We start from the raw sequence: 18,990 nt of genomic DNA, 5'->3' as shown, positions 1-18,990 counted from the left end.
GCCCCCCGCCGGGCACCGGTGCGGGATGGTTACAACGTGCTCTCGGCCGGCGCCGCGACCGCCGACTGCGGCAGCACTTCACCGGGCATCACGAGCCGGATACGCAGCCCGTGCGGCGCTGCGTCCATGACGGCCAGCTCGCCATGCAGCGCATCGGCGCGCTCGCGCATGCTGCGCAGGCCCTTGCCGCCGGCCTCGCCGGCCGCCGCATCCAGGCCGCGCCCGTCGTCGAGCACTTCGAGCACCAGCCCGTGCGAGCGCTCGCGCGGGCCGAAGCGCACCTCCACGCGGGTCGCCTGCGAATGGCGCAGCACATTCGACAAGGCCTCCTGCGCGATGCGGCACAGCTGCATCGCGGCCTCGGGCGACAGCGGCGGCGCCAGCACCACGTCCTGCACGTTCCACACGAGCGTGATGCCGAGCCGGTCGAACGCCGGTTGCAGCCGGTAACGCAAGTGGCCCAGGCGCTCACCGATGCTGGTGTCGGCCTGGTCGTCGAGGGAGTCGACCGTCAGCTGCAGCTCCAGCAGGCAGGCCTGCAGGGCCATCGACAGCTCGCGGGCGTCGGCGGAGCGCGGGTCGTAGCTGGCCATGAGCGCCACCAGCCGCGAGCCGACGCCGTCATGCAGGTCGCTGGCGATGCGGCGGCGCTCGGCGAGCACGGCCTGCGCCTGGCGGTAGCGCACGAGGCGGCGTCGCGTGAAATACCAGGTGGCCACGATCATGCAGAGCACGGCGACGTTCACCCCCTGCAGGGCCCAGAAGGCGGCCGGCACCTCGGTACCCAGTGTGGTGATCGCCGAGGTCGCGCGGATCACCTGCCCCACCACCGGCGTCAGGTGCAGCGCGAAGGCGAGCCCGACCCACAGCAGCATCCGCTGGCGCGAGGCACGCGGCCACAGCCAGACCAGGAGCACACACCAGGCGGCGATCGAAAGCCACACGAACTGGTCCTCCAGGAAATACGGCGGGAGCGGGGGCGCGGGCGCGCGCATGGGTGGCTCCGCTGCGAACGCGGCGCGCCCGAAGCGCGCCCTAGAGCAGCCCCCGGTGCGAGGCGAAACTCACGGCCTGCGCGCGGGTGTGGGCGTGCAGCTTGCGGTAGATGTTCTTGACGTGCGCGTTAACCGTCTGGGCACTGATGGTGAGCTGCAGGGCGATCTCTTCCGTCACATATCCCGTGGCTACAAGTCGCAACACTTCGCGCTCCCGTGCCGACAGGGTCGCCTTGCTGTCCGGCGGGCGCACCGGGCTCGGATTGGCGCGCTGGTGGTCCAGGTGAACGAGCAGCCGGCGCGCCAGCCGGGGGGTGATGGCAGCCCCGCCATTCACCACCTGCAGCACGGCCTGGGCATAGCTCTGGAACCAGGCGTTCTTCACCAGGTAACCCGAGGCGCCGAGCTCGAAGGCATGCAGCACCTGGGGCTCGTCTTCCAGCGCGGAAATGACGATGATCTCGGCCGCGCTGCGGTGCTTCTTGGCCTCTTCGATGAGCTCGAATCCGCTGCCGTCTCCGAGGCGGATGTCGACCATGAGCACATCGAATTCATGCTGCATCAAGAGGCGCCTTCCCTCGCGCAGGGAACCGGCCTGGCCTTCGAGCTGGATGCGCAGATCGCCCAGCAGTTCCTGGGCGATGACACGGCGGACAAAGGGGTCGTCGTCGACGAGCAGGACACGAACGGGCTTGGTTTCCTGGCCCGTGAGGTAGTCCGGCCACGGCAGGGTATCCGCCGAGGGAGCCAGCAGCCCACCGAACTGGCCGGGATTGGAGAATTTCCTAGCGCCACCACCGACATCGGTCAATGAAATGTCGAGATCGTTTTCCATTTAAGCCCCCTTGTCACAGATAAAAGTCGCGACTTCGTGAACAAAAGTTAATCGATTTCTACTCTTTTTCCGGCTATCGGCTTTTTTGATTACCTTGGTTTCTTTCGGTTGCAATATTGCCAGATTGTGAACGAAAGTGATAGTGGCCACGAGGGAAACAGGGCCGGAAACCGGTCCCCCGCCCGCGCCGAAAACGCGGCCGGGCATTGCTTTCGCCATAGCCTTGCACTACCCAGCCTGAGGCATTTTTCGATCCCTTCCCCCCGCTGAAACTGCATCCCGGTCGCAACGGAATCCATTCAATCCGTGCTCGCTGACCGTCGCTGATGGCCGGATTCCCCGGCGATCGGGTTCGTTTCAACACTATCGAGGAAGCATCATGAAGAAGACTCTTATCGCCATGGCAGTGGTTCTCGTGGCTGGCATCGGGACCGCAACCGGCAGCAGCGTGGCGCTCGCCGTCACCAACACCACGACCGGCTCCTCCAGCTCGGCAGGCTCGGTCGCCGCCAGCTCCGGAACGGGCAGCGCACTGAGCTACAACGCAGCCAGCTCCACCTCGTCGGCCACGGCCAACGCGGCGGGCGGCGCAGCAGGCAATGCCTTCCTGCGCGTCGGCGGCGCCACCGCCAGCGGCTCGGCCACCACGCAAGGACGCGTGACCAGCGTGGCAGCAACGACCGGCAACGGCGTGGCTGCAGGCGGTGCGAACGCACAGGCCAATGCGACCTCGAGCGCCAATGCGAACTACGCCGGCGGCGGCGCCAACCCCGTGAGCGGCTCTGCAGGCGGCGCAGCCGGCTCCACCACCAACAACACCGCAGCCACCGCTGCAGGTCCTGGCGGCGGTCTGGCCGTGGTGACGCGCACCTCGGGCACGACGGCCGGCTTCAGCGCCAATTCGGGCGCGGTCAACGGCATCGTCAACGGCACGACGACCTCGGCCACGTCGGGCTCGACCGGCGGCTCCACCGGCGTCATCAACTTCGCCGTGGGCAACGCAGCGGGCTTCAGCAACGGTGGCGGCACCGCCGGTGGCGCGATCTCCGGCGCAACGGCCAACGCTCCCTGAGCGATCCGGACCATCGGTTGTTGGACCAGAAACGGGGAGGGGCACGCCCCTCCCCTGCTTCCCAAAGGAGTCGAAAAAATGAAAACATTGATTGCCCTGACCTTGCTGGGCCTGTCCGCCGGCGCCTTGGCGCAGACCACGGCGGGTGGCGCCAACAACCAGTCGCAGAGTTCAGCCACCACCAACGCCCAGGGCAACACCCAGGCGGTGAATTTCAACAGCTCCGCCCCCTCGGAAGTCACCTCCCGGGCCACGGTGGACAGCAACAGCACACAGAACATCAACAACACGGGCGCGACGACCAGCACCGTCGACTACCGTGGCAGCTACACCGTCAAGAACGTGCCCTCCGTGAGCGGCCCGAACCTGACGACCAGCAACGACACCTGCATGGGCAGCACCAGCGCCAGCGCCAACGGCGCAGGGGTCGGGCTGAGCTTCGGCACCACCTGGACGGACGAACACTGCAAGCGCCTGAAGATGAGCCGCGAGCTCTGGAACAAGGGCATGAAGGCAGCGTCGCTGGCCATGGACTGCATGGACCCGGCGGCCCAGGCGGCCCTGGAGATGACCGGCTCGAAGTGCCCGCAGTCGATGACCGCCGAAGAACGCGTGAGCGCGTTCGGACCGCAGGCCTCCTCGGCCGGCGCGCCCGTGGCGGCACGTCCGGCGGCGCCGGTGGCGCCCGTGGCCGCGGCCCCAGCGCCTGCGCCGGCCCCCGTGGCGGTGGCCGTGCCCCAGCCGGTGGCGCCCGTGGCACCTGCGGCGCCTGTCGCGTTGGCGCCCGCGCCGGTCGTGGCGGTGCAGCAGCCCGCCCCACCGGCCACGCTGGTCGAGGCGATGCCCATGGCAGCCCCGGCGCAGGAACAGCCGGCACCGCAACCGGCACCGGCCGCGACCGCCGTCCCGGTGTCTGCGCCGGAAGTGGCACCGGCCCCCGTGGCCGCAGCGCCCGCCGAAGAAGCCGCGGCACCTGCGGCGGAGCCGGCCCCGGTCATGGCGAGCGCCGTGGCCCCGCAGCCGGACATCCTGGAAGCGCGCATCACGCGCCGCCTGCCGGCTGACCCGGTCGACGAGGTGGCTTCGGCACCGGCCGACGCGCAATGAGGTCGGCTCTGGAGTCCATCACCATGAACACCAGGACCGTTCCTCTCTGGCTGGCCGCCTGTTGCGTGGCGACGGCGTCGGTCGCCGCCACGCCGATCATCCGCATCGAGCGGATGCCCATGGGCAGCGGCCTGCAGAACGCCAGCGGCACGGAAAACGCCGAGCCGGTGGGCGACTACGGCGTCTGGCACGTGCCGCAGTACATGCCGGGGTTTCCGACCTCGGCCACCATCTGGCCGCGCGTCGTGATCATCCAGTGCAACGTCACGCGGTGCAGCGGCTACGAGGTCACGCCCGAACTGGGCCGGGGCGAGTACCTGTTCTTCCGGCCGGCAGAAGACAGCAGCGTCGGCCACAAATAGACAGGCGCGCAGACGCCGCTTTTCGAACGATGCGCCGCCGGGTCCGCAAGGTCCCGGCGGCGCGCGGCCATGTGCGGATACCCTTCGCGCATGCACAACCCCCTCGTGCGCGCCTTGCGCGCCCTGTTTCGCGCCGTTGCCACCACGATCCTCGTGCCGGTGCTGCTGTTCGAGGAATGGGGCTGGGCCCCGCTCGCGGCGCTGGTCGCGCGGCTGGCGCGCCTGCCCTTCGGGGCGCGGCTCGAGAACCTGCTGCGCGCGCTGCCGCCCTGGGGCGCGCTGCTCGCGTTCTTCGTGCCGATGCTGCTGCTCTTTCCGGTGAAGCTGCTGGCGCTGTTCCTGTTCGGACGCGGCCACGCGTTCAGCGGCATGGCCGTGCTGCTGCTGGCCAAGCTCGCGGGCACGGCCGTGGTCGCGCGGATCTTCCAGCTGGTCGAGGGCTCGCTGATGCGGCTGGCCTGGTTCGCCCGCTGGTACCCGCGCTGGAAAGGCTGGAAAGACCAGGTGCTGACACGGGTGCGCGAAAGCCGTCCCTGGCGGATCGTGCGCGCGGTGCACCGGCGGGTGCTGCGCGGCTGGCACCGGCTGCGCGCCGAGTGAATCTATTTTTACCCGGGTGTATTGTGTTTTATATTTTGCCCGGGTAATATTTGGGGATGAATCCATCTCCCCACACCAGGCGTACCCTGGTCAAGCAATACAAGGACAGCGTGCGCCCCGCCGGCGTCTTCGTCATCCGCAACCTGACGGACGGCCGCGTCTACGTGGCCGGCAGCCTCGACGTCGAAGGCGCCATGAACCGCGCCCGCTTCGAGCTGAACCTGCGCTCGCACCGCAACAAGGCATTGCAGCGCGACTGGGTGGCGCAGGGCGCGACGCACTTCGGCTTCGAGGTGATCGACCGGGTGAAGGAGCGCGACGACCCCGCCTTCGACCGCGCGGCGGAGCTGGAAAAGCTGCTGGAGCTCTGGCGCGAGGAACTCCAGTGCACCACTGACAAGGGCTACAACACGCCATGAGCACCGACGCACTGGGCTTTTGCCTCGACCTCGGCCGCGCCCACGCCAGCCTGAGCCTGAAACTCAACGAAGACCTGGGCGCCTTCCACGGCTTGGACTACGACGACTTCACCCTGCTCCACCTGTTGCTGCGTGCCGGCAACGGCGCCATGCCGATGGCCGAGCTGGCGCGCACGCTGGGGTTGCCAATGTCGGCGCTGATCCGCAAGATGGTGCTGCTCGAAAAGACCGGACTGGCAGAGCGCACGACGGGACCCGATGACGACCCCCAGCGCCATGCGATTATTCGCAGCGGCGGAAGGAAGTTGATGCAAGCCGCCATCACCACCGTCGAAGCGATCTGCGTCGACGCCGTGAAATCGCTGGACCCGCAACGCCTGCCAGACCTGCATGCCGCGCTGCGGGTGCTGTGCGATCACGACACGCCGCACGCCTGAACCGTCCTGCGGGTAGATTACGAACCTCGTTTCGTTCCGCCCGGATCGACAACCCAAAAAGAATTTGCATGTCACCCGACGAACTACCGACCACATTCACTGCGTTTGCCGGCTTCCAGCGCGTCGCCGCCGGCACCAAGGCCCAGGTGCTCACGCAACTGCGCGAGCGCGGCGACGCCGCCACCTGCCTCGTGTTCGACGACCAGACCGGCGAGCAGCTCGATGTCGACCTGCGCGACCCGAAAGCCATCGAGACCTCCGCGCTCGAAGCCGAGAAACACGAAGACGCGCCGCGCGGCGTCGGCCGTCCGCGCCTGGGCGTGGTGGCGCGCGAAGTCACGCTGCTGCCGCGTCACTGGGACTGGCTCGGCCGCCAGCCGGGCGGCGCCTCGGTGGCGCTGCGCAAGCTGGTGGACGACGCACGCCACGTGCACGCCGACCGCGACACGGTGCGCGCCGCGCGCGAAGCCACCTACCGCTTCATGACCGCCATCGCGGGCAACCTGCCCGGCTTCGAGGAAGCCACGCGCGCGTTGTTCGCGGGCGAGCATCAGCGCTTCAGCGACCTCGTGGAACCCTGGCCCACCGACCTGCGCGTGCACCTGCACAAGCTGTCGGCCGGTGGCTGGGGTGCTGCATGAGCGCGGCGCCCGACAGCAGCAGCACCATCTCCACCAGCCCCGGCAACCCGAGCGGACTGCGCGGCGTGCCCGTGGCGCCGGTGGGCGCGCCGCGTCCGCTGTGGAAGGTGTTCCTGTTCTTCCTGGCGCCGATGTTGCTCAGCAACATCCTGCAGTCGCTCTCCGGCACCATCAACAACGTCTACGTCGGGCAGATGCTCGGCGTGAGCGCGCTGGCGGCGGTGTCGAGCTTCTTCCCGGTGATGTTCTTCTTCATCGCCTTCATCATCGGCCTGGGCGCCGGTGCCTCGGTGCTCATCGGCCAGGCCTGGGGCGCGCGCGACGCGGCCAAGGCCAAGGCGGTGGCGGGCACCACGCTCACGGTGGGCCTGCTGCTGGGCCTGGCGATCGCGGTGTTCGGGGGCCTGTTCACCACGCCGATGCTGGCCATGCTGGGCACGCCGCCCGACGTGCTGGCCGACTCCACGCGCTACGCCCGCATCATGCTGATCGCGATGCCCGGCGTGTTCCTGTTCCTGCTGGCCACCGCCATGCTGCGCGGCGTGGGCGACACCATCACGCCGCTGCTGACGTTGCTGATTTCCACGGCCATCGGCCTGGTGGTCACGCCCGCGCTCATCCGCGGCTGGGGCGGCTTGCCGCAGCTCGGCGTGGCAGCCGGCGCGTGGGCCTCGGTGCTGTCGTTCGCGGTCGCGACCACGTGGCTGGGCTTCCGGCTGCGCCAGAAAAAGAGCCCGCTCGCGCCCGACGCGGAGTTCGTGCGCTGCCTGCGCATCCAGCCGCACCTGCTGAAGGCGGTGCTGAAGATCGGCGTGCCCACGGGCGTGCAGATGATCGTGGTGGCGCTGGCCGAAGTGGTGCTGCTGTCGATGGTCAACAGCTACGGCTCCAACGCCACGGCCGCCTACGGCGCAGTGAACCAGGTGGTGGCCTACGTGCAGTTCCCGGCCATCTCGATCGCCATCACCACGTCGATCCTCGGTGCGCAGGCCATCGGCGCGGGCCGCGCCAACCGGCTGGGTGCCATCGTGCAGACCGCGCTGGGCATGAACCTCGTGCTGACGGGCGGGCTGGTGCTGCTGGGCTACCTGTTCTCGCGTCCGCTGATGGGCTTCTTCATCACCAGCGCGCCGGTGATCGAGATCGCGCAGAACCTGCTGCACATCATGCTGTGGAGCCTGGTGCTGTTCGGCATGGCCTCGGCGATCTCGGGGATCATGCGCGCCAGCGGCTCCGTGCTGGTGCCGACACTCATCTCGATCGTCTGCATCCTGGGCGTCGAAGTGCCGGTGGCCTGGCTCATGAGCCGCCATTTCGGCATGGGCCTGGACGGGATCTGGGTCGCCTACCCGGTGACCTTCGGCGCGATGCTGCTGCTGCAGACCGCGTACTACCGCCTGGTGTGGCGCAAGAAGCCGATCGGCCGGCTGGTCTGATCGGTGCCTCGGCGGGGGTCACTCCCCGTCGAAGGCCTTCTTCACCGTGGCGATGTCGAGCTTGATCATCTTCATCATGGCCGCCATCGCGCGGGCCGCCTTGGCCGCGTCCTTGTCCTGGAACATGCGAATGAGCGGCATCGGCGTGACCTGCCACGACACGCCGAAGCGGTCGGTGAGCCAGCCGCACTGCACCGGCTGGCCGCCGCCTTCGAGCAGCTTGTCCCAGTAGTAGTCGACCTCTTCCTGCATCTCGCAGGTCACGATGAGCGAGATGGCCGGCGTGATCTTGTACTCGGGCCCGCCGTTGAGCACCATGAACGACTGCCCGTCGAGCTCGAAGGTCGCCGTGAGCAGCTTGCCCTTCTTGGCGGGATTCACATCGCCCCAGAGCAGCGTGTCGGTGAGGCGCGACTTCGGAAAGATGGCGGTGTAGAAGTTGACCGCCTCCTCGCCGTTGCCGTCGAACCAGAGGCAGGGAATGATCTTCTGCATGGAATCTCCTTGGGTTGAATGATGAACTGAAGGGTTCAGTATCAAAGCCGAAGCGGCGCCCTGTCAACCCGCGCCGCGGCTGTCAGTGGGAAGTTCGCAGGCCGGGCCGCGGGCCACAATGGGCCGGTCCTTCGCTTCGGAACTGCCATGTTCGCCCCTTCCAGAACCCGCCTTGGCGCCCAGGCTTTGCTGAGCGCCGCGCTCGCCACCCTGGCGATGTCGGCCGGCGCGGCCGAGGCCACCTACCCCGACGCGGCCGCCAGCGACCCCGCCCGGCTCGGCTGGATGACCGGCTCGCCGCCGCCGCCCGAGCGCACGCTGCGCTTCGACGACGGCAGCTATTTCCAGTTTCCGGCGATGCGCTGGAGCGTGTCGAATTTCCGCCAGCTGATGCCGACCGTGAACGTGTCGCGCGGGCTCGGTGCGCCGTCTGCCCTGCCCCAGGCCTTGCGCAAGGACATCGACACGCTCAGCTTCACGCCGCTCGATGCGAAGACGCCCATGACCTGGGACGCATCGCTCGCCGCCACCTACACCGACGGCATCCTCGTGCTGCACCGTGGGCGCGTGGTCTACGAGCGCTACTTCGGCGTGCTGAAAGACGACGGCCAGCACGGCGCCATGTCGGTCACCAAGTCGGTGGTCGGCACGCTGGGCGCGATGCTGGTGGCCGAAGGCACGCTCGATACCAACAAGCAGGTGGCCGACTACGTGCCCGAGCTCGCGAAGTCAGCCTTCGGCAACGCCACCGTGCGCCAGGTACTCGACATGACCACGGGCCTGAAATTCAGCGAGGACTACGCCGATCCGAAGGCCGAGGTCTGGGCCCATGCGCAGGCCGGCAACCCGCTGCCCAAACCGAAGGACTACACCGGCCCGCGCAGCTACTACGAGTTCCTGCAGACCGTGCAACCCGAAGGCAAGCATGGCGAGGGCTTCGGCTACAAGACCGTCAACTCCGACGTGCTGGGCTGGGTGATCGCACGCGCCACCGGCCGCACCGTGGCGCAGCTGCTGTCGGAGCGCATCTGGCGCCACCTGGGCGCCGAGCAGGACGCCTACTTCACCGTCGACTCCAGCGGCACGCCCTTCGCGGGCGGCGGCCTGAACACCGGCCTGCGCGATCTCGCGCGCTTCGGCGAGATGCTGCGCAACGACGGCCGCGTGAAAGGCCGGCAGGTCGTGCCCAAGGCCGCCGTCGAAGACATCCGCCGCGGCGGCGACAAGGCCGCCTTCGTCAAGGGCGGCTACCCGCTGCTGCAGGGCTGGAGCTACCGCAACATGTGGTGGGTGACGCACAACGACCACGGCGCCTACATGGCGCGCGGCGTGCACGGCCAGCGCATCTACATCGACCCGAAGGCCGGGATGGTGATCGTGCGCTACGCCTCGCACCCCGTAGCGAGCAACGCCGCGAACGACCCCGTGACGCTGCCGGCCTTCGAGGCGCTGGGGCGGCACCTCTTGGCACAGCGCCGCTGACCTACCAGCGGTAGGTCGCCGTGGCCGTCGCCGTGCGCGGGTAGCCGTAGTAGCAGTTGCGGTAGCCGCAGTTCGCGAAGTACGTCTTGTTGGTCAGGTTGCGCAGGTTCAGTGCCAGGCTCCAGCGGTCGATGTCGTAGCCGAGCATGGCGTCGAACACCGTCGAGGCCGGCACCTTGCTCGGCCACGCGGCCTCGCCGTCGCCGTAGTTCGAGCCCGTGTAGCGCGCGCCCAGGCCCACCTTCACGCCGCCGGCGAAGCGGTAGTCCGCCCACACCGACAGCCGGTGGCGCGGCACGGCTGTGGCCTGCTTGCCGATCTCGCTCGTGTTGCTGCTGGCCGTGACGATGGCCCGCGGCGTGTAGCTGTACGACGCCGTGAGGTTCAGGCGCGAGGCGATCTCCGCCGTGGCCTCGAGCTCCAGGCCGCGCACCGAGATCTCACCCGTCTGCTTGGGCATGAACTCGCCGTCGTAGCTGATGTAGTTCTTGCGCCGCAGGTCGAAGATGGCGGCGCTGTACATCGCCTTGCTGCCCGTGGGCTGGTAGCGCACGCCGGCCTCGTATTGCTTGCCGCTTTCGGGCTTGAACGGGTCGCCCGACGCCGGGTCGATGGTGGCCGTGGGCGCGAACGATTCCGAGTAGCTCAGGTACGGCGCCCAGCCGCTCGGGTGCAGGTAGACCAGGCCGGCCCGGCTGGTGAACTTGTGGTCGCGCATGCGCTGGCGCGAGCCGTCGAGGCGGCTGTCCACCGTGCTGTCGGCGGTGTCGTAGCGCCCGCCCAGCGTCAGCGTCCAGCGCTCGCCCCACTTGATCTGGTCTTGCAGGTAGACGCCGGTCTGCGCAAGCCGCGTGACGCCGTCGAAATACGGCGCGGGCCGCTCGATCGGCCCGCCGTACACCGGCGCGTAGATGTTCAGCGGCGAGGCGCTGCCGCCGCTGAAGGTGACCTGGTCGATGCGCGTGCGCTGGTAGTCCAGCCCGACCAGCACCTTGTGCTGCGTCTCGCCCAGGCGGAAATCGGCCTGCAGCTGGTTGTCGAGTGCCAGGGCGCCGATGTTCTCGCGGCTGCCGAACACGCTGCGCGACATCTGCTGGAAGTTGAGCGGGTCGTTCGGCACGTCGGGGTTCAGCGCCATGAAGCCCTTCAGCTGCGTGCCCGTGTAGTCGAGCTTCTGGTGCGCGTAGCGCGCGTTCTGCCGCACCGTGAAGGTGTCGTTGATGCGGTGCTCGAACTGGTAGCCGACCATCTGCTGGTCCTGGTCGAAGCGGTCGAAGCCGGGCTCGCCGACGAACAGCTTCGAGGGAATGGTGGTGCCGATGGCGGTCGGATCGAGCGAGCCGACCTGCGGCCGTGCGCGCGTGTAGACCCCGCCGCGCGTGCGCGAGAACTGCGACAGCAAGGTGAGCGTGGTGTCGCCCGACGGCTTCCAGGTGAGCGCGGGCGCGATGTACATGCGGTCGTCGGCCTCCTTGCCTGCCGGCAGTTGCGCGTCGCGCACGAGGCCGGTGATGCGGTACAGCAGCTTGCCGTCGGCATCGAGCGCACCCGAGAAATCGCCCGCCACCTGCTTGCGGGCGTGGTCGCCCACCTGCAGCTGCAGCTCGCGCACGGGCTCCGCCGTGGGGCGCTTGCTGACCACGTTCACCACCCCGCCGGGGCCGCTCATGCCGTACAGCACCGACGACGGGCCGCGCAGCAGTTCGATGCGCTCGGCGCCGTAGTTCTCGGTGCGCCACACGCCCCAGGTGCTGTTGTTGCGCAGCGGGCCGTCGAGATAGAAGCCTGGCGAATAGGCGTCGAAGCCGCGCAGCGAGATCCAGTCGTAGCGCGAGTCGGCGCCGTAGGTGGTGGTCGACACGCCCGGCGTGTAGCCCAGCGCGTCCTTGAGGTTGGTGGCGCCGATGGCCTCGATGCGGTCGGCCGTGATGACCGAGATCGACTGCGGCGTCTCGATGATCGGCGTGTCGGTCTTGGTGGCGGTGGCGCTGCGCCTGGCGACGTAGCCCTGCACGCGGCTCGTGGCGCTTTCCTCGCCGTCGGCCACGACGGTCACGGCGGGCAGCGTGGAGGTGCCGCCCGTGGCGGGCGCCGTCTTGATGACCGCCGCATTGCCTTCCATCGTGGCCGCCAGGCCGCTGCCCGCCAGCAGGCGGTCGAGCGCCTGTCGGGCCGTGAGGCTGCCCGAGATGGCGGGCGCAGTCTTGCCCGCGACCAGGCTCTGCTGCACGACCAGCTGGATGCGGGTCTGCCGCGCCCAGTCGTTCAGCGCCTCGGCCAGCGGCTGGGCCGCGATGTGGATCGGCTGGGGCGCGCCCTGCGCCCGGGCCATCAGGGGCGCGTTCGCCAGGGCCAGTGCAACGGCCAGGGCCAGCGGCGCGGGTGTCATCTTTGTTCTCAAGCGCTTCGTCATCGAACGTCTTCCAGGTAGTGAATGCAAATGGTTCCTATCTGGGCTGACGCACGAGCCGGCGGAATCCCCGTAGTGCCGGCGAGAAATTCTTGATTCTTTTGTTTCAGGGGGCCGGCAGGATTTCCGCGACCGTGCCGGTTTCCTTCAGCCGCACCGGCAAGGCGCTGGCCAGGGCGCGCCGCAGCGTGCGCGCGTCCCGCGGATCGAAGGTGCCGCTCAGGCGCAGGGCCGCCACGGCCGGGTCGTTCACCACCAGGCCGGTGCTGCCGTAGCGCTCCAGTTCGGCCAGTGCGCGGGCCAGCGGCGTGTCGACGAAGCTCAGGCGGTGCTCGCGCCAGGGCGCGATGCCGTCGCGCGGCACGGCCGAGACGGCGGAGAACCGGCCCTGCGCATCGCTTTCCACCTGACGCCCAGCGGTCAGGAAGACTTCGCTCGTCGCATCCGGCGCCCGGTGCACCACGCGCACCTTGCCCTCTTCCACCGACACCCGCGTGCCGTCGGCGCCCGGCATGCCGGGGGTGTGGCGCACGGCGAAGCGCGTGCCGACCACCCGCACGCGCAGTGGACCGGCCAGCACGTCGAAGGGGCGTTTCGCATCGGACTGCACGGCGAACACCGCCTGCCCGTCGATCAGCGTCACCTCGCGGCGGTCGCGGAACAGGCGCACTTCGAGGCGGGTGGCGGTGTCCAGCCGCAGCCGGGAGCCGTCGGGCAGCGGCGCTTCGAGCTGCTGGCCGCGCCGGGTGGCGAAGGCCTGTTCGAACACGGGCTGGGCCTGCAGGTGGCGCCAGCCGAGGTAGCCGGCGCCGACCGCCATGCCGGAAACGCCCAGCACGACCGCCGGTTTCAGGAAGCCGCGGCGCGTGGGTGCGGCGGGCGCGCGGCCTTCGAAGCCGCTTCGCCAACCCGCGACCGTCTCGGGCGCGATCGCGTCGAAGGCGCGCCAGCGCGACTCCCATTCGCGGAACGCCTCGCCATGGCGCGCATCGGCGCCCAGCCAGGCCTGGAACGCGCGCTCGTCGGACGCGCTCCAGTGCGCGCGCTGGCGGCGGACGAACCAGTCCAGCACGTCCTGTCGCAGGCGTAGGGCTTCTTCGGACGGTGGCGACGTGAGGGTCATGACGTGGGGATCGTTCTTATGGGGGTAGACGCACGAGCGGGGTCAAACCCTGTAATGGGGCGTCTCATCTCACTCTGAACCACGGGTCCGCTCCAGGCACGCCCAGCACGCCTCCATCGCGATGCGCAGTTGCATCTCGACCGTCCGCACCGAGATGCCCATGCGCGCAGCCACCTCGGCGTACGAGAGCCCGTCGAACTTGTAGAGCACGAAGGCTTCGCGGCAGCGCGGAGGCAGCCGGTCGATGGTCTCGACCATGGCCGCCATGCCCTGCGTGGACGACAGGATGGCGTCGGGCTCGAAGGTGGGCGGGCCGATGCAGTCGTCGGCGTCGGGCGGTGCGTCATCGGGCGCCGCCGTGTCGCCGCCCGCGCGCACGCTGGTGCGGCGGTGGTGGTCGGTGACGAGGTTGCGGGCCGTGCGGTACAGCAGCGCGCGCGGATCGCGCACCACGCTGCCGGTGCGCTGCGCCTCGTACACCCGCACGTAGCTCTCCTGCGCCAGGTCGGCCGCGGTGGCGCGGTCGGGAACCTTGCGGGACAGAAAGCTCAGCAGCTCGCGGTAATAGTGTTCGAACACGGGCGCACCACAGCCGGAAAGGGTTGGTCGAAGTCCAGGGGCAGGTTGGCTTCGACACGGCGTGGCTACCTGAGAGATTCAGAACAAAAGAAAACGCGAGATTATGTGCGGGTTCAACCCGCCGATCGCCGAAGGGTAGGCATTTCGCCTGCCGCGCACGGCATGCGCGCGGGCTACCCTCCCCTTCGGCCCCGTCCGGACTCGCCTGCCCTCAGTTCCCGCACGCCGGGTGCTTCTGCCCTTCGGTGGTGTTCTGCAGCCCCAGGAAGTCCAGGATGTGCGGCGTCGTGCCGTCCACCTGCGTCAATGCGGTACCCCCGAGGCTGCCCACGCAGTAGCTGGGCTTGAGCGGGTTCTGGTGGTTGTTGTTCAGGATCAGCAGCGTGCTGCGTTCCCCTGCCGTCTGCCCGCCGTGCCCGCTGCCGGTGCCGCCGTGGTCGGAGGTGACGACGATCAGCCATTCTTCATTTGCGTAGTTCGGCCGCGACGTGAGCGCCGTGAGCACCTGCTGGATCTGCTGGTCTTCGCCGGCGATCTTGCCCTGGTAGTAGGCATTGAGCGGGTCGTAGCTCGGCGCGTGCACGTCGACGTTGTGCAGGTAGTAGAAGATCGCCGTCGGCGGGTGCTTCCAGCTCAGCCAGCCTTTCACCGCATCGGTGGCCTGCTGCGAATTCTTGGCCGCGTTGGCGACCACGAAGTCGGCCAGCGCGGGGCGCAGGTTGTGGGTGATGTTGAACCAGTCGCCCACCACCGCCGTCGTGGCCGTCGGCCAGGCCGCCTTGATCTGGTCGAACACGTGCGTCTTCTTCAGCGGCAAGGTGGTGGTGTTCGAGGTCACGCCGTGCTTGTCGGCCCAGAAGCCGGTGAACACCGACGACCAGCCGGGTCCGCTCACGGTCGCCTGCTTGGTGCCGCCCGCCAGCACGTTGCCGTGGAAGGCGCCGCCGGCGATCAGCGCCGACATCGCCGGCGTCTGCACGCAGCCCGCGCACTGGATGGCGTCGCCGCGCAGGCCGTCGATGCCGATCAGCAGGACGTGCTTGTTGCCGGGCACGGGGTTGGGAACGCCCTCGCCCGCGATCAGCGAATAGTGGTCGTAGGGGTTGCCGGCGTAGTCGGTCTTCAGGCCGCCGATGTCGCTCGCACGCTTGTCGCTCAGGTCGCAGCGCTGGTTGGTCTTGTGGTAGTCGAAGGACTTGCACCACGACGAGCGGCTCGCGTCGGTGCAGGCGTTGGCGCAGTCGGCGGGCGTCACGGCCTGCAGGGCCTCGGTGTTGTAGCCGCTGATGGCCGCATTGGGCGTGTGCGCGAAAGGCTTCAGCGGATCGGGCTTGAGGCTGTAGTGGTCGTAAGGGTTGCCGGGGTAGTCGGTCTTCAGCCCGCCCACGTCGGCGGCGCGCTTGTCGCTCAGGTCGCAGCTCTGGGCGGCCTTGTTGTAGTCGAACGAGACGCACCAGGCGCCGCGTGGCGCGCCCAGGCAGGCCGACGCGCACATCTCGGGCGTCGACTGCGTCAGGTTCTCGATGTTGTTGCCGGAGATGGCTGCGTTCGGCGTGGCCGCGAAAGCGTCCAGCGAGGCAGCGCTTGCATGTCCTGCCAGCGCTGCGAACAGCAGGCCCGCCAGGGATGCACGGATCGATGACTTCATGAGGTCTCCTCATCACAGGGTCGTGGGGTGATTCCCGGGCACCGCCTCGCCGCTTTTTCAGTGCGAGTGCAACGCCGGGCGGAGTAAATCACCGCCGCCTGCCATCGATCCAATTCAAAAATCTTCGATGTTGTATTGAGCAGAGCTATACATCGCCGCGTCACGCAACGCGGTCAGGCCGGGATCAAACCGCGCGGTTCGAGAACGCCATCACCCCGTCGTCCACGCGCCCGAGGCGCAGCAGGAGGATGTCGCGCAGGTAGTTCTGGTGCAGCTTCCACGGCGTGTGCGCGCCCTGCTTGGGAAACTTGTCGAGCGAGCGCTGCACGTAGCCCGAGCTGAAATCGATCCACGGTTCGGGCGACAGGTCGGGACCCGCGTTGTGCGGCGTGCATTGCCGCCAGCCGTGCTTGTGCATGTGGTTCAGCAGCCGGCAGACGTAGGCGCAGGTCAGGTCGCACTTGAGCGTCCACGAGGCATTGGTGTAGCCGAAGGACGAGGCCAGGTTGGGCACGTCGCTGTACATCATGCCCTTGTAGTTGAAGGTCGCGGCGGGGTCGACGCGGCGGCCGTCCACGCTCAGTTCGATGCCGCCGAGCACCTGCAATTCAAGGCCGGTGGCGGTGACGATGATGTCGGCCTCGAGCTCGCGGCCCGACTTCAGCCGCAGGCCTTCGGGCGTGAAGGTGTCGACGTGGTCCGTGACCATCGAGGCGCGCCCGGCGTTGAGCGCCGCGAACAGGTCGCCGTCGGGCACGAGGCACAGGCGCTGGTCCCACGGGTTGTAGCGCGGCGTGAAGTGCGTGGCGACGTCGTAGCCGGGCCCGAGCGCGTGGCGCACGCCGCCCAGCAGCATGCGCCTGACGCGCGCCGGCTTGCGCCGCGCGAGCCGGAATAACAGCATGCCGAGCGTCACGTTCTTCCAGCGTGTGAGGCGGTACGCGGCCATCGCCGGCAGCAGGCGCCGCAGGCGGTTGGCAATCGGGTCTTCAGCCGGGCGCGCCACCACGTAGGTCGGCGAGCGCTGCAGCAGCGTGACGTGCGCGGCGGTCTGGGCCATCGCAGGCACCAGCGTCATCGCGGTGGCGCCGCTGCCAATTACGACCACGCGTTGGCCGCCGTGGTCCAGGTCGGCGGGCCAGTGCTGCGGATGGACGATGCGGCCTTGGAAGTCGGCCATGCCGGCGAAGTCGGGTGTGTAGCCCGCTTCGTAGCGGTAGTAGCCGCTGCACAGGAAGAGGAAGTTGCAGCGCCACTGCACAAGTTGCTTGTCGGGCCCCTGCTCTACGTCGACCGTCCAGCAGGCATCGGCGCTCGACCAGGCGGCGCGCACCACGCGGTGCTGGTAGTGGATCTTGTCCTCGACGCCGTGCTGGCGCGCGGTGTCGCGCACGTACTGCAGGATCGACGGGCCGTCGGCGATCGCCTTGGCCTGCGTCCACGGGCGGAACACGTAGCCCAGCGTGTACATGTCGGAGTCGGAGCGCACGCCCGGGTAGCGGAACAGGTCCCAGGTGCCGCCGCTGCGTTCGCGCCCTTCGAGGATCGCGTAACTGCGACCCGGGCACTGCGCCTGCAGGTGGCAGGCGGCGCCGATGCCGGACAGGCCGGCACCGACGATCAGGACATCGACGTGCGGCGGCGCGACGGCCGGTTGTGCTGCTTCCATCGGTTCTTTGTCTCCTGTCTCATGGCTTGTCGTTGTCTGGCTTTTCCACGGGCGTGCGACGGATCATCAGCCAGGCGCTCACCGCACTCAGCACGGCCAGGCCGGCGCTCAGCAGCATCACCCAGCGAAAGCCCGCGACGAAGGATTCGGCCACCGCGCGTTTCACGGCGGCGACGGCGGCCGCGTCGGCCCCCGGCGGCGCACCGGCCGCGGCCAGCCGGTCGCGCTCGGCCGCAAGAAAAGCCCGCACCTCGTCCGACGCGCCCATCGCGTGCAGCCGCTCGGCCAGCGCCGCGTCGAAGGCCCAGGCCATGATGGCGCCGAACACGGCAATCGCGAGCACCGCCGCCGCGCGCGACACCGCGTTGTTCACGCCCGAGGCCACGCCCGCGAGGTCGGGCCCCACGGCGTTCATGACCGTGGTGGTGAGCGGCGCGACCGTCACCGTCATGCCGAAGCCCAGCACCACCACGGCGGGCAGGAAACCGCTCCAGTAGCTCGCGCCCACGCCCGGCAGCGCGAACAGCGCAAAGCCCACGGCCGCAATGGCCGGCCCGATGACCAGCGGCACGCGCGGCCCGAAGCGGTCGACCAGCTGCCCGGCCCAGCCCGAGAGCGCGAACATCAGGAAGATGAACGGCAGCAGCGCCGCGCCCGCCACCGTGGCCGAGTAGCCCTGCACCTGGATCAGGTTGAGCGGAAAGAAATACAGCCCGCCGCCCAGCGCCGCGTACAGCAGCAGCGTCAGCAGGTTGGCACCACTGAAGTTGCCGATGCGCAGCAGCGACAGCGGCAGCATCGGCGTGCGCGCCCGGCGTTCGGCAATGACGAAGCCAATACTGCCCGCTACACCGATCACCAGCGCCGCGAGCACGGCCGGCGAACGCCAGCCCTGCGTGGGTGCCTCGATGAAGGCGTAGACGATGCCGCCCAGCCCGGTGGTCGCCAGCAGCGCGCCCCACAGGTCGAGCCCGCCGCGCGCCGCGGCGCCTTTGCTCTCGGGCACGTGGCGGCGCACGATCCACAGCACCAGCAGCGCCATCGGCACGTTGATGAGAAAAGCCCAGATCCACGAGAAGTGATCGACCAGGAAGCCGCCCAGCACCGGCCCCACCGCCGCCGTGATACCGCTGAAGCCCGACCACGTGCCGATGGCCTTGCCGCGTTCCTTCTCGGGAAACGAGGCGCTGATGAGCGCCAGGCTGCCCGGCACCAGCAGCGCGCCGCCGATGCCTTGAATCGCGCGTGCGGCGATGAGCTGCTGCACGTCGGCCGCGAGCGCACAGCCCACCGACGACAACGCGAACACGACGACGCCGATGGCAAAGATGCGCCGCCGCCCGTAGCGGTCGCCGAGCGCGCCGCCCACCAGCAGCAGCGCCGCGAGCAGCAAGGCGTACGACTCGACCACCCATTGCGCCTGGAAGGCCGTGGCGTGCAGATCGGCCTGGATGGCAGGCAAGGCAACGTTGACCACGGTGCCGTCGATGAAGGCCATGCTCGAGCCGACGATGGCCGCGGCGAGCACCCAGGGCTTGGAGGCTTCGGGGCAGGCGCCCTCTTCCGTGGGAGATGGAGACCCATGCAGGATCAGCGTGTCGTCGCAGGGCGCCTTGCCGATCTGTGCCATGGGGCCTCCGATCTATCGGATGACGGCGTGGTGCCTTCCCCCATGGGGGA

At 68.9% G+C, this 18,990-nt stretch carries 18 protein-coding genes; 9 read left to right on the top strand and 9 right to left on the bottom strand.

Translation table 11 applies throughout. From position 1 onward, the window contains the following. Positions 1-29: 29 nt before the first annotated feature. Both ACAM52_RS11430 and ACAM52_RS11425 read right to left on the bottom strand, forming a co-directional pair. Positions 30-944: a sensor histidine kinase gene (locus ACAM52_RS11430; RefSeq protein ID WP_369647059.1), complete on the bottom strand. Its 915-nt coding sequence runs from the start codon at positions 942-944 to the stop codon at positions 30-32. Positions 945-1,035: 91 nt separating this feature from the next. Further along, positions 1,036-1,830 (bottom strand): response regulator transcription factor, encoded by a 795-nt coding sequence (locus ACAM52_RS11425; RefSeq protein WP_062472928.1) that lies wholly within the window; start codon positions 1,828-1,830, stop codon positions 1,036-1,038. Between the two features lie 379 nt (positions 1,831-2,209). On the opposite strand from ACAM52_RS11425, the gene ACAM52_RS11420 reads away from it, so the two are divergent. The 8 genes from ACAM52_RS11420 to ACAM52_RS11385 all read left to right on the top strand — a co-directional run bounded on the left by ACAM52_RS11420 (position 2,210) and on the right by ACAM52_RS11385 (position 7,904). Then, the gene (locus tag ACAM52_RS11420) at positions 2,210-2,902 is read left to right on the top strand and encodes a hypothetical protein (protein ID WP_062472930.1); all 693 of its coding nucleotides are present in this window, start codon (positions 2,210-2,212) and stop codon (positions 2,900-2,902) included. A 78-nt stretch (positions 2,903-2,980) separates the two neighbouring features. Beyond that, entirely contained in the window at positions 2,981-4,009 is a 1,029-nt protein-coding gene (locus ACAM52_RS11415) for a hypothetical protein (protein ID WP_369647058.1), read from the top strand. Positions 4,010-4,032: 23 nt separating this feature from the next. Further along, the gene (locus ACAM52_RS11410; protein ID WP_369647057.1) at positions 4,033-4,371 is read left to right on the top strand and encodes a hypothetical protein; all 339 of its coding nucleotides are present in this window, start codon (positions 4,033-4,035) and stop codon (positions 4,369-4,371) included. Between the two features lie 90 nt (positions 4,372-4,461). Next, positions 4,462-4,971, top strand: a complete 510-nt coding sequence (locus ACAM52_RS11405) for a hypothetical protein (protein WP_369647056.1) — start codon at positions 4,462-4,464, stop codon at positions 4,969-4,971. Between the two features lie 56 nt (positions 4,972-5,027). Next, on the top strand, positions 5,028-5,390 hold the full coding sequence (locus ACAM52_RS11400) for a GIY-YIG nuclease family protein (protein ID WP_095947621.1): 363 nt from the start codon (positions 5,028-5,030) through the stop codon (positions 5,388-5,390). Continuing rightward, positions 5,387-5,827 carry a MarR family winged helix-turn-helix transcriptional regulator gene (locus ACAM52_RS11395; protein WP_369647055.1) on the top strand — a complete coding sequence of 147 codons (441 nt, stop codon included), beginning with the start codon at positions 5,387-5,389 and terminating at the stop codon, positions 5,825-5,827. The genes ACAM52_RS11400 and ACAM52_RS11395 overlap by 4 nt, the downstream gene beginning before the upstream one ends. Before the next feature lie 68 nt (positions 5,828-5,895). Next, entirely contained in the window at positions 5,896-6,468 is a 573-nt protein-coding gene (locus ACAM52_RS11390) for a DUF2239 family protein (protein WP_070060635.1), read from the top strand. Further along, entirely contained in the window at positions 6,465-7,904 is a 1,440-nt protein-coding gene (locus ACAM52_RS11385; protein ID WP_369647054.1) for an MATE family efflux transporter, read from the top strand. Before ACAM52_RS11390 ends, ACAM52_RS11385 begins: the two co-directional genes overlap by 4 nt. 18 nt (positions 7,905-7,922) lie before the next feature. Here ACAM52_RS11385 and ACAM52_RS11380 read toward each other — a convergent pair whose 3' ends face one another. Beyond that, complete coding sequence (locus tag ACAM52_RS11380) at positions 7,923-8,399, bottom strand: VOC family protein (RefSeq protein ID WP_369647053.1); 477 nt, start codon at positions 8,397-8,399, stop codon at positions 7,923-7,925. 216 nt (positions 8,400-8,615) lie between these two features. On the opposite strand from ACAM52_RS11380, the gene ACAM52_RS11375 reads away from it, so the two are divergent. Next, complete coding sequence (locus tag ACAM52_RS11375) at positions 8,616-9,881, top strand: serine hydrolase domain-containing protein (protein ID WP_369647720.1); 1,266 nt, start codon at positions 8,616-8,618, stop codon at positions 9,879-9,881. Position 9,882: 1 nt separating this feature from the next. Here ACAM52_RS11375 and ACAM52_RS11370 read toward each other — a convergent pair whose 3' ends face one another. The 6 genes from ACAM52_RS11370 to ACAM52_RS11345 form a co-directional block, all read right to left on the bottom strand. Then, positions 9,883-12,294, bottom strand: a complete 2,412-nt coding sequence (locus tag ACAM52_RS11370; RefSeq protein ID WP_369647052.1) for a TonB-dependent siderophore receptor — start codon at positions 12,292-12,294, stop codon at positions 9,883-9,885. Positions 12,295-12,397: 103 nt separating this feature from the next. Then, positions 12,398-13,414 (bottom strand): FecR domain-containing protein, encoded by a 1,017-nt coding sequence (locus tag ACAM52_RS11365; RefSeq protein ID WP_369647051.1) that lies wholly within the window; start codon positions 13,412-13,414, stop codon positions 12,398-12,400. Positions 13,415-13,483: 69 nt separating this feature from the next. Continuing rightward, entirely contained in the window at positions 13,484-13,993 is a 510-nt protein-coding gene (locus ACAM52_RS11360; protein WP_369647050.1) for an RNA polymerase sigma factor, read from the bottom strand. A gap of 211 nt (positions 13,994-14,204) precedes the next feature. Then, positions 14,205-15,641, bottom strand: coding sequence for a PAN domain-containing protein (locus ACAM52_RS11355; RefSeq protein ID WP_369647049.1), 1,437 nt, complete (start codon positions 15,639-15,641; stop codon positions 14,205-14,207). A gap of 184 nt (positions 15,642-15,825) precedes the next feature. Next, positions 15,826-17,310 (bottom strand): flavin-containing monooxygenase, encoded by a 1,485-nt coding sequence (locus ACAM52_RS11350; protein ID WP_369647048.1) that lies wholly within the window; start codon positions 17,308-17,310, stop codon positions 15,826-15,828. Between the two features lie 19 nt (positions 17,311-17,329). Continuing rightward, positions 17,330-18,940, bottom strand: coding sequence for an MFS transporter (locus tag ACAM52_RS11345; RefSeq protein WP_369647047.1), 1,611 nt, complete (start codon positions 18,938-18,940; stop codon positions 17,330-17,332). Positions 18,941-18,990 lie beyond the last annotated feature (50 nt).

Origin of the sequence: Variovorax sp. V118 (assembly GCF_041154445.1) — a bacterium.
GTDB lineage: Bacteria > Pseudomonadota > Gammaproteobacteria > Burkholderiales > Burkholderiaceae_C > Variovorax > Variovorax boronicumulans.
Note: the sequence above shows the minus strand (reverse complement) of the source record. Positions and strands in the feature narration are given on the sequence as shown.